At 33.9% G+C, this 13,968-nt stretch carries 13 protein-coding genes; 2 read left to right on the plus strand and 11 right to left on the minus strand.

Going from position 1 to position 13,968, the window contains the following annotated elements; translation table 11 throughout:
- Window positions 1-72 precede the first annotated feature (72 nt).
- From FOF46_RS19485 to FOF46_RS19525, 9 genes are all read right to left on the minus strand, one after another.
- Window positions 73-579 (minus strand): hypothetical protein, encoded by a 507-nt coding sequence (locus FOF46_RS19485; RefSeq protein WP_143917600.1) that lies wholly within the window; start codon window positions 577-579, stop codon window positions 73-75.
- Window positions 580-744: 165 nt separating this feature from the next.
- On the minus strand, window positions 745-1,293 hold the full coding sequence (locus FOF46_RS19490) for an isochorismatase family protein (protein WP_109435981.1): 549 nt from the start codon (window positions 1,291-1,293) through the stop codon (window positions 745-747).
- Between the two features lie 184 nt (window positions 1,294-1,477).
- On the minus strand, window positions 1,478-3,580 hold the full coding sequence (locus FOF46_RS19495) for an acylase (protein WP_143917601.1): 2,103 nt from the start codon (window positions 3,578-3,580) through the stop codon (window positions 1,478-1,480).
- Window positions 3,581-3,727: 147 nt separating this feature from the next.
- Window positions 3,728-4,459, minus strand: coding sequence for a carbon-nitrogen hydrolase family protein (locus FOF46_RS19500; protein WP_143917602.1), 732 nt, complete (start codon window positions 4,457-4,459; stop codon window positions 3,728-3,730).
- Between the two features lie 24 nt (window positions 4,460-4,483).
- Complete coding sequence (locus FOF46_RS19505; protein WP_143917603.1) at window positions 4,484-5,254, minus strand: hypothetical protein; 771 nt, start codon at window positions 5,252-5,254, stop codon at window positions 4,484-4,486.
- A gap of 6 nt (window positions 5,255-5,260) precedes the next feature.
- Window positions 5,261-5,452 carry a hypothetical protein gene (locus FOF46_RS19510; protein WP_109435977.1) on the minus strand — a complete coding sequence of 64 codons (192 nt, stop codon included), beginning with the start codon at window positions 5,450-5,452 and terminating at the stop codon, window positions 5,261-5,263.
- A 180-nt stretch (window positions 5,453-5,632) separates the two neighbouring features.
- Window positions 5,633-8,872: a S8 family serine peptidase gene (locus FOF46_RS19515; RefSeq protein WP_244299669.1), complete on the minus strand. Its 3,240-nt coding sequence runs from the start codon at window positions 8,870-8,872 to the stop codon at window positions 5,633-5,635.
- Between the two features lie 195 nt (window positions 8,873-9,067).
- Window positions 9,068-10,036: a YheT family hydrolase gene (locus FOF46_RS19520; protein ID WP_143917604.1), complete on the minus strand. Its 969-nt coding sequence runs from the start codon at window positions 10,034-10,036 to the stop codon at window positions 9,068-9,070.
- On the minus strand, window positions 10,036-11,037 hold the full coding sequence (locus tag FOF46_RS19525) for a bestrophin family protein (RefSeq protein ID WP_109435975.1): 1,002 nt from the start codon (window positions 11,035-11,037) through the stop codon (window positions 10,036-10,038). The genes FOF46_RS19520 and FOF46_RS19525 overlap by 1 nt, the downstream gene beginning before the upstream one ends.
- 538 nt (window positions 11,038-11,575) lie before the next feature.
- Between FOF46_RS19525 and FOF46_RS19530 the strand changes: the two genes are divergently transcribed.
- Window positions 11,576-12,052 (plus strand): acyl-CoA thioesterase, encoded by a 477-nt coding sequence (locus tag FOF46_RS19530; protein ID WP_109435974.1) that lies wholly within the window; start codon window positions 11,576-11,578, stop codon window positions 12,050-12,052.
- Here the strand turns inward: FOF46_RS19530 and FOF46_RS19535 are convergent.
- Together FOF46_RS19535 and FOF46_RS19540 are read right to left on the minus strand one after the other, a co-directional pair.
- A complete protein-coding gene (locus FOF46_RS19535) occupies window positions 12,044-12,937 on the minus strand; it encodes a DMT family transporter (protein ID WP_109435973.1) in 894 nt (297 codons plus the stop codon). The two genes, FOF46_RS19530 and FOF46_RS19535, sit on opposite strands and share 9 nt — an antisense overlap.
- 3 nt (window positions 12,938-12,940) lie before the next feature.
- Entirely contained in the window at window positions 12,941-13,288 is a 348-nt protein-coding gene (locus FOF46_RS19540; protein WP_109435972.1) for an arsenate reductase family protein, read from the minus strand.
- A 162-nt stretch (window positions 13,289-13,450) separates the two neighbouring features.
- On the opposite strand from FOF46_RS19540, the gene FOF46_RS19545 reads away from it, so the two are divergent.
- The gene (locus FOF46_RS19545) at window positions 13,451-13,906 is read left to right on the plus strand and encodes a DinB family protein (protein WP_109435971.1); all 456 of its coding nucleotides are present in this window, start codon (window positions 13,451-13,453) and stop codon (window positions 13,904-13,906) included.
- Window positions 13,907-13,968: the final 62 nt, after the last annotated feature.

Raw genomic sequence — 13,968 nt, forward strand, 5'->3', positions numbered from 1 at the left:
CTAACCTCTGGTTTTGTGAAGGCTATGTCTTTAAAAATGCTGTTTATTATAACATCAGAACTGTGCATTTTTCTATTGTATAATTTCAAAATCGATTTTTAGAAGAGAAAACTCATCAGCATATTTAGGCATAGTCTTTTGGATAAATTCGAGGAGTTTTTTTCTGTTTTTCTTTTTATGGTAACATTCAATCTTTACCGCTTTTTTATCCTCATGATAATAAACCTCTGGAAGCGGTATAAATATTTTTGGCTCATAATTGATAGGCTTAATCATAATTTTTGAGAAAGCACTTATCGGAATTTTTTTGCCACTATTGTTATTTATAGATTGATGCATTACATCTGAAGGGCTAATTTTGGATGTATAGATGGCCTCAATTTTATTTTCTAAATCTTCAACCGAAATCTCAAGTTGTTGTACAGCTACAGAATCGATTTGAATATCTAAAGAAGAAACGGTAATGGGTCTACCTATAATTTTAAGACTGTCTATAAGCCCCGTTTGCATCATATTATTTCTTATTTGATCATAAGTTTGTTGCGGGTTTAAAAAATCCGTATAAATAATTATGTCCACATTTTTGGATGATTTATTTGTAGCGCAGGATGAAATAAATAAGATAAAAATTATAAAAAAAATATGCTTCATGATCAATAAAGGATTACATTTTTTAGGTCGACTGTTTTCAAAAATAACTTGTTTTTATGTAGTCTAAAAATTTACATTCCCTAAAGGGGGTGTTTATATATCATTTTTTACTTCTTCGAAGCTTTTTACCTCTATTTTTCCTTTGGTTGGAATCATATTTTGCCAAACCCAATTATAATGTTCAATCACTTTTTCTGCTTCGAGATGTGGTCTTTCACCAGTAGTATGACCATCACTCACAACAGTTATATTATAATCTTTAGTCAGAGCCGATTGTATAGTGGATTCTACACAAAAATCCGTTGCGCATCCTGTAATGTATAATTCGTTTATAGCGAGATTGGTTAACGTTGATTGTAGCTTAGATTCGTAAAATACATCGTTAGCATATTTATCAATAAAAATATCATTAGAAACGACCTCTAGAGTGTCTAATAATTCCCATTCTTCTGTACTAGGTATAAATTCATTTTCTTTTGTTCCATCATGCTGAATAAAGATTACAGGCAAATCAGATGCTTTAAATAGTTGGGCAAGTGCATTGATTTTATTAACCACGCCTTTAGTATCAAATCGGGGTGTTTTGGATGTAAAAGAGCCTTTTTGCATGTCGATCACTAAAAGAGCTTTTTTATTTTTCATTACCTTATTTATTAATATTGATTTTAGGTTACAAGGATACAAAATATGAATTTCATTGTTTGAAATATTCGGTTTTTATTATTTTGGTAAAATGGAATGAATGATGATCAATTACTATAATATCTTCAAAGATGATTAAAGTTAAAACATCATTTTTTTGTTTGTATTAGATGAAAAATATTCCTTATTCTTTTTCCTGAAACCCACTTTTGGTAAGAATTTCCACTTTAGCAGTATTGGCTTTGACTTGTTCTTCTGTAAACCATGCATCACGTAATTCTTTCTTAGAGAATAACTCTAATTGATCTCCATTATGGGGAGAATCTTTTTGAGTGGCATTACCATAGCTTAATAATACTTTTGCATGTACTGTATCACCAAACTCTATGACACCTACCCAGGAGTCACCACCGCCTACATACATATGATTTTCATCAGTACCTCCTGGCCATGCTACTCTAAAAACCCCCATTGATCCATCAATACCATTGGCAGGAAGGTTTTTCCCGTTATACCTGATTCTATAATAATCTCCCCAAGGCATATCTAGTTTTCCAAATTTTGTTTTTATCTCGGTTGCTGAGGTTTCTAATAATTCAACTGCTCTTTTGGGATCAGAAAGTCCATCTGGCGTTGTGTTGGGATTTTTGATATTCCATGATTTAGAATAATTAGAGCTTCGTCTTACATTAAATTTACGAGCCCAGTTAAAGAATAGTAACATCCCTTTACTGTCTATATCTGCTTCTCTGTCCCAATTTTCGAGAACTACCTTTGCTTCTTTTGCTTTTTTGGAATCGGAAGCATCTACAGCGGCAAAAAGATCATCCAAAATACGGTCTGCAAATTCTAACCGAGTAGAGAGTTTATAAGCTACCAATTCTTCAAAAGTTATAGATTCATCCTCTAGTAACATTCTTGCAGAACGCTGAGGTCTAAAAGGCATATATTGAGGAGCCATGTAACTGGGGTAGTCATCCGGATTTAAGGCCATAGGTATAGTGCTGGTCCAGGGCGGATCATTTGCGTTTTGTAACCAACCATTCGCAGGGTTTTTTACTTTTGGCAAATCGGCATAAGGATGCACTTCTGTCCACACATCTTTGGATTTACCTCCTGAGATAATTCTATTCCAATACTTCCAATCACCATGGTTTCTTTTAGGGACCAAACCATTAAACAGGTAGAAAATCTCACCTTTTTTGTCAGCATACATTACATTCCAAAATGGGATTTGTGCCATTTTTAATGCAGATTCGAATTCATTAAAATTGGCACTATTAATCATTCTCCACCATTGTAATAACATATTTGGGCGATCTAATCCCACCATACGCAATGCTAGTGCCTTGTCTTTGGTTTTATTAACTACTGGACCATGGATAGTCTTCATCAAAGGTATTTTATGATCTATCAATGAACCATCTTTTTGTTTTATTTTTATTGTTTTTGAAGAGGTTTTAAACGCTGTTCGTTTACCATCTAAAAGATAGCTACCGTCCTTCAATTCTAGTTCATATGTATCTGCATTGTCAATAGTATTATCGGTATGACTCCATCCTAAATTTTCATTAAAACCAATTGCAATTCCAGGAAAACCAACTAGCGTTGTCCCATACATGTTTTTTCCGTTAAGATTTAAATGTGATTCGAAAAATAAAAATTCTTGCCACCAGGGTAAATGAGGATTTTGTACTAACATAGCATTTCCAGAAGCAGAGCGTTTAGGACCAATGGCATACGTATTGGATCCCATATCTGGCCATTGTTGAACACGCCCCAAATCATTGCCACCAATAAATCGAGTGAAGATAACATACATACTGTGCATGTTCATATCTTGAGCTGTAAGCGGTAAGACAACTTTATTTTTTTGATCTATTGCATCAGGATGGGCTTTTGCATAAGCATTCATACCTTTGATAAAAGAAGAGTAAATGGTTTTGATTTCGGAATCTTGTTTTGTTTCCCACTCTTTTGCTAATTCTTCAAACCCTAATGTATGGATAAGCATATCATTTTGAAGCTTGCTTTGCCCCCAATATTCTGCTCCTTTTCCTCTGGAGCTTCCATAAAGTTCTAAAATCAAGTTAGCATGATTGTGCATTTGAGCCCAGCCTTGTGCATAGAATAAATCCTCAATAGTAGTTGAAGTAATATGAGGAACTCCCCAGGTATCCCAGGCAATCTGCGTTTCTATCGTTTCAGTTTGAGAGCATGATGTATTTACTACAAAAAGTGTAACCAGTGTAAAAAGCAAACGGATTTTTATGATGTTTGTATTCATTAGAGTGAGGGTTATGTGACTGAATTAAAGAACTAGAGGAGATGTAGCTAAACCAATTTTATCAATTGGGTTTATCCCCTTAAACTTACAAAAATTTAATGCTACTACAAATTTTTGGATGTACTGAACCCAAGGATGAATTGATTTTTATTGACGATATACTGTAGTCAATTTTTTTGTTTTTGTATCAAAAACTAAAATTCCCTCACTGGTGTTATCTAATTGTCCTATTTTATGACCGGCCTCATCCCAGACAGAAGAATTTCCTGCACATTGACCATTATCGGCTTTTCCTATAGCATTTGACATCATCGTTGTTATATGATGTGTTTTTGCAATCTCTGTTAATCGATGATTGGCTTTTTCAATTCCGTTTGTAAATTTTGCAACACTAGCCATATATAGAGTGGCTTTATGTTTTATAGCTTGATCTATATGCTCTTGTATTGATGTTTCATAACAAATTGCAATTGCAATTTGTTCTTCATTAATTATTAGCGGTTTTATATTCTCTCCAGGAATAAAGAAAGGCTCTTCATCTATATGTAGATATTTTTTTGAATACGTATTCCTCTCTGTATTGGGTTGAAAAACAATCATACTAATGAAAATCCCTGTCTTGCTTTTTGTTGGAACCCCAACTCCAATAACAATCTTATGTTGGTCACTCAATTTTTGAAAATCATCAAGACGATGATCATTGGGGAATATAGCAAGTTTTTTTGCTAATTCTGGTTCATAGCCAGTCAATGACAATTCTGGAAATATGATACAATCTGTTTGATGTAAAACAGCAAGTTTTATCCATGCTTTATGATCTGCAATATTACATTCGATATCTCCTGTTATTGGTTTAGTCTGTACACTACAGATTTTCATGGTGAAGTTTTATCAAATAAGTATTTAATTCTTAAACCCAGTAGTAAACAGATTTCTCGCACCTCGTATTCCACATTTTTGGTACTTATTATAAGTTTGAGCTGCTCTTTCATCAATTTGTTTTCCGGTTTCATTTTTTATCCACCCATCAATAGCAGATTTTAATGTATATGCTTCGGGAGCCATTAAATGTGTAGTCCATAAAATTGGATTGGCATTTGCTTTTTTAATTTCGGGAGAAAAGAAATTTCTACTATAACAAGCTAAAACAATGATATCTTTCTGTTTTGTTTGTACTGGTTTGTACGAAATAGAAACATCAAATTCCATCAATCCATCATGTCCTACATAAGCTAACAAATCAGAATCTCCTCCAAACCCTAATTCTTTAGTGTTAAATTGAATTTTTTGAGGATCTTGAGCATTTGATGCCTTTAAAAAGTCTTCAATACATGTTTTAATTTGTTCGCCATCATAAGCATCGGCAAGCAAGTAGACTTCTTCTGTTGCATGTTTAAATAATACTCTATCTAAAATGTTGGGGTTGGAGGTATCTAATTCTTTTACTAATTTCCAGTCTTTTGTTTTTAGTTTTAAGAATGATTTTACACCATATCCAGCTCCCCAATACAAGTTATTTCTAGTGTCTTTTCCATTTCCTATTTTTGCGGGAACAGGAACTATTCCTTGATTCTCGTTATCACATAAAGCAACAAAAACATGAATTGTTTTGATTTGCCCATAAGTTTTTATGGAGAGTATAACGAGTATTGCGAGGATTATAAGTTTCTTCATGTTCATTTAATATTGCCTTGGAATTCTTCCTGATCCTTTACAAATATCGCATTTATCTTTTTCGCCTCTCATAGCAATCCAATATCCTTTGCCATCACACTTTTTACAGCTTTTGTATTCAGAATTACCAAATACGTTTCTTATAATATAGTATGCCCCAGCTATAGCTAAAAAGATAACTAAAAGTCTAAAAATCATAATGTTTTTGTTTTGTTCCCAGTTCGAATAAAAAATACTAAATCAGTTCGTAGTTGCTACAAATCTAAATATTTTTAAATAATGTAAGTGTTATATTATTTGTCAAACGATAGTTTTGAAAAAACAAACCCTCAGGAACAAGAGTTCCTGAGGGTTAAAAATTTGTTTATTTATGGTTTTTTATTGCTTAACGATATTAATTATCGTTGTATTTACTTTAAGCATATATAGTCCAGCTTCTAATCCATCAACATTGATAGTATTTGTCACTTTTCCTTGACCTACAACTTGCCCTAGCGTATTGTAGATTGTATATGGTTTAGCTTCACTGTTTTGAGAAGCAATATTAAGAACATCACCTGGTGCTAGTGGATTTGGATAAGCAGTTATCTTAGTACTTAATTCACTAACCTCTTGTCCTAAAGTATCTGCTGTTACAGCAAAAATCGAAGTTGTAGAAGAACCAGAAGATAGAGCAACATTATCTATAGCAATATCAGCTTGCCATGTAGCGCCCGTAACTCTATTAAATCGTAGTTGTACACTATTACCTACATAAGAAGCAAGGTCAATATTAGCAGTTTGCCAAGAATTTCCTTTGTTTCCAGTTTGATTCCATAGACTAGTCCAGGTAGCTCCATTATCATTACTTGCTTCTACTGCAATACTTCCCATATCAGCAGCACCATACATATGGTAACTAAATGTAAAACTTGCAGAAGTAAGTCCAGATAAATCAAAACATGGAGAGTTTAAGATGGCTTGTTTGTTTGGATATCCTGTTCCGTTTCCAGAAGCTTCTACAAAGATGTAGTAAGATCCTTGAGTTGCACTAGAAGGTCCAGTTCCTCTAGAAGGAGTACCACTAGCATCTACGGTCCAGTTAATATCATCTGCAGATGATTGAGTCCATGCTCCAAGAGTGTTTTCGAACCCTTCATTATATGGGAAAGATGAAATACCAGACGTACAACCTGTGTTTCCACCTCCACCTCCTGTAGATGTGCCTATTATTATTGTATAATCTTCTACTTCACCATATTGGAAAGACTCGCAAGAAGTTGGGATACCATTATATTTCATAGATACACGCATTCTTGTGCTCCCATCTGCAGCACTTGCAGGAACAGTGAAAGTTCCACTTACCGGAGTAGTTTGTGTAGCAGCTTGTGTCCAAACTTGTTCTCCAGAATCTGCAAAATCCCCATCTTGATTATAATCAATCCATACACTGTATCCTTCGTTATACTGTGTGCCAGTCCAGGTAGGAGTAACAGAAATGGTATTAGAACTTCCTTTTGCTACTGTTGTAGAAATAGAAGTGAAATCAGTATAACCACCACTTCCCGCACTAGAAGCATTGTTAATTGTTCCTAATTGTACATTACTAATATATTCATCGGCTACACTATTTCCATTCGAAGCACAATAGTTTAATTGTACTGCTGTAGTTGTAAACGTAGTAGAAGCACTATATGAAGATGTCGTTCCGTCAGAACATTTACTTCTTACTTGCGCTTCATAAGATGTAGAAGCTGATAATCCTGAAATTGCGTAAGAAGTTGCACTAGCAGCCTGGGTAGTCCAAGAAGTAGTTCCTGTTTGACGATATCTAACATCATATGTTGCTCCTGGAACAGCTGTCCATCCAATAGTTGCACTAGTGTTTCCAACATTAGAGTTGTTAACACCTGCAGGTACTGTTGCAGAACATACTACAGGAGTTCCTGTTAATCCAGTTACAATAAGAGAAAAGTTTTGACTTCCTCCAGTTAATGAACCTTTGTTGGTTACTGTAATTGTATATGTTCCTGATGCATTAGCAACATCGATTCTTTCATAAGGATCAACGGTGTTATCTCCAGTTCCATTAGTTGTAATTCCTGTTAATCTGTAAGGGTTATATGTAGTTCCTCCTTTGGATACTCTAATGTCTAGGTCATTTACTAATACAGCGGTGTTAGAATTCGTAGCTGTAACTGCAGCACCTGGTACATCTGTCCATGAGATAGAAGCCATTAAAGGGCTAGTACCATCAGAATCTACAGTTATTGTATATGTTTGACCACTAGTAAGTGTTAATTCTTCAACTTTTGTTTCACTACCGTTATCAGTGATTGTTTCGGCAGCTTTTTTAGCGTTTAATAATCCCCATCCATATACGGCGTCTGGTCCAGAAGGTCCAGCATCATCTGCAGTATGTAAAGCTAAACCTTTTAAAGTAGCCGCTTTCATAAAGTTTCCATTTACGTTGTTATAATGTTGCTGTAATAATAAAAGAGAACCAGCAACGTTTGGTGATGCCATAGATGTTCCGGTAATGCTGTTGTAAGCAGTATCACTACTTTCATAAGTAGAGTATACACCTGTACCGTTACCAGTAATATCTGGTTTGATTCTATAATCATCTGTAGGTCCTTCACTACTAGAACTATTGATTGATACACTTACCAGAGTACCACTACTATTTACATTGGCATCTTGTGCATTTGCAACTACCAAGTTGTTTTTTGAAGTAGAATGACCAGTTAATTTATCATAAGAAGAATTACCGTCTAAAGGTGCAGCATTATATGTATCTCTGTTACCATCATTACCTGCAGCAACAACCATTAGATAAAATGGAGCGTTGTGCATTACCTCATCCCAATTTCTGGATTCGTCAATATATGCCCCGAAATACTGATCAGGAACAAGGTCACCTCTAAAACCATAAGAGTGATTAGAAACTAACATTCCGTTAGCAGCAGCAGCAGTTGCCTCTGCAACGTCGTTATTCCACATATATCCATCGATTTTTGTATGAGGAGCCATTCCTTTTGCGTTAGCTTGTACACCAGATGCAGCAATAGTTCCTGTTACGTGAGCTGCATGAAAGTTAAGTTTTAAACCACCTTCTCCAGCGATATCTCTTATAGTAACACGATTGCTACCCCCAGCACCATCATATTCCTGATGTGATGCTCTGGCATGACCACCATCCCAAACGTGGGCAGTCATATTCTGACCATCAAGATTTAATCCTAGAGAACCTCCAGAATTAAGATGATTTGTTCTTGTAGATTTTGCCGCATCTACATTAAATGTTGTGTAATAAAGTGGGCTTCCGTCTTTAGCAATTCTTTGTAGTTCAGAAAAACTTCCATCGGCATTGGTCATTTTTACCTGCCATCCATTAGACTTTGCAGCCTGTAAAGCTTCTTTCTTTTGTAAAGTTGCTTTGTTAGAAGATTCAATCTGAAGTTGACTTAATTTTGCAAGATTAGTTTCTTGTGCGATTTGCTGCTTTTGTTTAGCATTTTGAGCAAAAAGTCCTGAAGATAGTAAAACCATTGTCATAAAAGCAAAGGTGCTCATTGCAGGAGTCACTTTGCCCATAAAGCTCAATGAAGTATTGAGGCTTTTGTAGCTTTTTTTCATTTTAATTGAATTTGAGTTAGTGTTAAATACATTTCCTTGAAAAATTAAAAGGAAACAACCAAAATTCTTAAAATATTCTTAATTAAAAAAAGATTTTCGATCAAGTGAAAGAAAAACACTTCATAAAACCTTAACAAACGCTTAACGTTCGTTTAAGGTATTTTTTGGGTAGGAAAAAACCTTCTTTAAGATGGTTTAAGATATATGTTTTTCAAAAAACTCCAGTGTTCGTCGCTCATTGTAGTAGGTTTTGTCTGGAAGATAAAAACCCACATGACCACCATAATCAGGCATTTCTAGAAATATACTAGGATTTTTTTCTGCTTCATCTATTGGATAACACTGATTTCCAAGGAAAGAATCATTTTTTGCATTAAGAATAAGTGTAGGAATTTGGATAGCTTTTAGGAATTGTTTGCTGCTACATTTTGAGTAATAGTCCATGGCATCTTCATAGCCATGGGCTTTGCTGGTATATAAGTTATCAATATCTATAAGCGAAGTGCAAGCCTTAATGTCGGATTTATCTAGGACCTCAGAAAACTGAATCTGCCTATCATATAGTTTGGCTTTAAGGTTTTTAATAAAACGTTGTTGATAGATATAATTTTTGGGTTTATTTATTTCTGATAACGAATCATAAAGATCACAAGGAACAGAAACGGCAACAGCATTTTTTACTTCTGATGGAAGAACACGACCTTCTCCCAAGTATTTGAGTAGAAGGTTACCTCCCAGACTAAATCCACAAATAGTTATACTGCTGTAATCATAGATAGAAAGGATATGATTGATAATATGATCAAGATCTTCACTAGCTCCGGCATTGTAAGATTTGTACAAGCGATTTACTTCACCACTGCAATTTCTAAGATTAACTGCGGCAGAATCCCAACCATTATGATTAAGATGTCTTGCTAATCCAAGCATATATTGTCGTTGTCCATTGCCTTCTAATCCATGAATAATTACGGCTAGTTTTTTAGAATGCTTGGCTGAGCCGTGACTCCAATCTAAATCTATAAAATCTCCATCGTCAAGTTCTATTCGTTCTCTTTTTTGAGATATGTCTTTTACTTTACGTAATAAGTTAGGATATATGGTGGAGATATGCCCGTTTCTAAATAAAAAAGGAGGATTATATTGAGAGTCTATTACTGGCATTAATATAAGATGTTATCTTTTGGTTGTTCTTTTTCTGGTAAATCTTTTTCGTCCAACATATCACGAAGATCAATTTCTATAGTTCTGCAAAGAGCTGTCATAGGGACATCATTAATTCTTCCTTCAAAAGGGTCTTCACTGTTACTTCCAATTTTTTCCATAGTGGTGAAAATCCAACTTATCAAAACACAAAGCGGTATCATTAAAAAAATGAACCATGGTTTAAGGTGTTGCGACATATCACTTAATTCACTTTCAAATACATTAAGTAGTCCAAAGGGTAATAAGAGAACAAAGATCCAGGTAAATACAGTACTAAAATAAGCATATTGACGAGGAAAAGGTGTGTTTTTGATACGTTCACATTTTCCCTGAAGATTATAAAACTCTTCGAGAGTATGATGAAAAAGTTGTTTATCGAATTCTGTGATTTGGTCATTGTCAAGAAGTTGTTTGATGTGAAGTCCTTGATTTTTTACAAGATGTGTAGCGGTGTTTTTTCTTTCGAGTAAATCTTGATATTCTTTTTCAGAAACAAATTGTTGAGTAGCATCACAGGCTGGTTTTTGTTCGCCATGTCTTTTAAAAAGATTTTCTACAGCTGCATTTTCTTTAATGGTAAATGAAGTAGGTTGACGCAGTTGAATTCGTAATGCATTGATCCACGCAATATGACGGTGGATAAGAACTTTTTTTGTATTATGATCAGCATTTACTAAGCATAATACTTGATTTGCCCAGGTTCTGGAATAATTTACAATACCGCCCCAAATTTTTCTACCTTCCCAAAACCGATCATAGCTTTGACTATTTTTAAAACCAATATAAAAAGCAACTGCGATACCAATTAGAGATAATGGCTGAAAAGGAATATCAATAAAATCCCAGCCCAAAAAATAATAGATAGAAAAAATACTTGTGGTATATACGGTGAAGAAGATAATGTTCTTCCATGCATATCTAAGAATAACTCCCCAACTAATATTTCGTTTAATGTACATGTGCGGTTTTTTGTTAAAAATAAGAAGACCCAACAGACTTTCAAAGTCTGCCAGGTCTTTTTTGGATCACATGGATACCAGTAGTTTATGGGGATAACTACTTTTCGATTACGAATTAACGTTTCGATTTTCCTAGAATGGAAATGATATGTAAGGGTTAGTGAAGAGTATTAATTGTGGTTTCAAGATAAATAAGTGTTAAGTGAGTTGAGTTTGTGTTGATAAGAGAAAGAAGTGTTGTTTTTTGTGTGTAATAGTGTTGGTTTTTGATTCATTTTGTTGTGGGGCAAAGGTTCTTAAATAGATAAATAACATCATTAAATACATGGGTACATTAGGAGTACATTTTGTAAAATGAGGGTACTTTTGGCATACGATAGGCATAATTAGAATATCAGGTGCGAAAAAAATAAAATCAGTTTTTTATTATCATTTTTTCGGCTTTTTATTATACCGTAGGAAGTAATATTTAACACAATAATATTATGCGTGCATAATCTATCTTTTGTATTTTCGCAGTTCAGAAAAATCAGGGAATATGTATATAAAAGATTTTGAAATTAGATGGAACGATATTGATGCTAATCGTCATTTAGCCAATAAAGCATATATAGAATTTGCAGCTCATACGAGAATGTCTTTCTTGGTAGAACAAGGATTTGATCAGCGCTTATTGGCCAAGTTTAATGTTGGTCCGGTTGTGTTCTATGAACATATCTATTATTTTAAAGAAGTTTTTTATGGCAGACCTGTTCGGGTTTCTTTAGAAGTGTCAGGATTAAGTGAGGATGGGAAATTTTTTGAATTCAGGCATAATTTTTATGATTATAAAGGAAGAAATTTTGCTCAGTGCGAGATGATGGGAGCATGGATGAATTTGGAGACTCGTAAACTTATTGCGCTTCCAGAAGAGATGCACCAGTTTTTGAATACAATAGAACGCCCAAAGGATTTTAAAGTATTAACCAAAGAAGATACTAGAAAATTTGCTAAGGTTCCAGTGGATTTAGTGTAAAGCTTTAGGTTTTTTGGTTACAAGATACACTCCGATAAAAATTAAAAGAGTAGCAACAATTTTGATAATATCCAAGGTGTCTTTGCCTAATCCAATCGCAAATATAGAAGCCAATAAAGGCTGTAGGTAAATAAATACAGCTACTGTAGTAGGTTTAAGTTCTCGAATAGCAAAAATATTGAGAATATAGGTCCCAAAAGTGGCAAAGAGAATAACATAACCAATTTTAAGGTATCCTTCTAAGGGAATTATATCAGGCTGTACTTCTAAAAGTTGAGAATACCCAAAAGGTAAAACAAATAGAAAACCAATACCATACATCCATTTCATAAAAGTAAAAGGGTGATATTTTTGAGTGATTTTTTTTACTACAATGATATAGCTGGCATAAGAGACTGCATTTACAAAAATCAGAAAATTTCCTAAAGTCGGATTTGTTGCGGTAGCAGAGTTTCCGGTGGCGTATAAGATAATAAGCAATGTTCCCGAAAGTCCAACTAAAACCCCGAGAACTTTCAATGCTCTTATTTTTTCTTTTAAGAAGATTACAGCCAGAATTAATACGATCACAGGTGTGGTAACCATTAAAACGGAAGCACTTATAGGAGTGGTGAGATGTAAACCTTCAAAAAACGCCAACATATTTATACCTACTCCAAATAAAGATGCAGCGACAATTCTGGCAAAATCTTTACGTTCTATTTTTTCCTTTGGCCCTAAAAAACTAATTCCCCAAAATAGAATTGTAGCGCCCGCTATTCTCAATAGAATAAATCCAAATGGCTGAATATAAAAATGCATTACATCTTTAGCAATAGTATAGTTTGCTCCATAAAATATTGCCACAAAACTAGCTGCAATTAGTGCTAAAGTTCTTTTACTCATATGTTATATCACCAATTTGGCCGATTCTACTACTTTTTTGCTATTTCCTATAAAAATCTGATCATTAATGATAATCACCGGACGTTTTAAAAATGTATAATGTTCAAGAATTAATTTTTTGTAATCTTCTTCTGTAAGACTTTGATTTTTGAGATCACGCTCTTTATATAATCGTGCACGTTTACTAAATAAGGCTTCATAACTACCTGCCAGTTGATGCATTTCTTCTATTTGATCTAAAGTAATTGATTCATTTTTGATGTCTTGTGATACAAAATCTGAAGATAGATTTAACTCATTGATAATGCGTTTACACGTGTCACAAGTGGATAGGTGATATATTTTTTTCACAGTTAATTATTTTAAGTATCAAAATCACTGCAAAGGAATTCATTTCACAATTAAAACTCATATTTTTGGCTAAAAATTATGAAATCATACATTCATTATGTTATTACTAATCAATATTGAAGTATGACTTTTGAAAAGCAATAAAATAAAGAGATAAATACCATGCAAGATCCAATTACAATTACTCGGGTAAATCGAAAATTAATCGAAAAGATACTAGATAATCATACATTAGAGCAGCTGAATAAAGTACCTGAAGGATTTAAGAATAATTTGATTTGGAATATTGCTCATGTTGTAGTGACACAACAGTTGTTAGTATATAATTTAAGTGGATTACCAATGATGATTGATGAGGAGATGGTCAATTTATATCGAAAAGGAACCAAATTTGAAAGAGAAGTCACGGCAGAAGAAGTGTTAAAAATAAAAGAATTGCTATTTAGCACTCTGGATAAAACCGAAGAAGATTTGACAGCTGAAGTTTTCAAGGATTATAACGAATATCCAACCAGTACGGGATTTGTGTTAAAATCTGTTCAAGACGCTCTAAATTTTAATAATTTTCATGAGGGAATTCATTTAGGATATATTCTGGCACTTAAGAAATCTGTATAACATCTATTTAAAGAGTATGAAGTGTTTCTTTCTGAAGGATTCTAACGGGAGTGATTCTGTAA

It is taken from the genome of Aquimarina algiphila (assembly GCF_007489275.1).
Lineage (GTDB): Bacteria > Bacteroidota > Bacteroidia > Flavobacteriales > Flavobacteriaceae > Aquimarina > Aquimarina algiphila.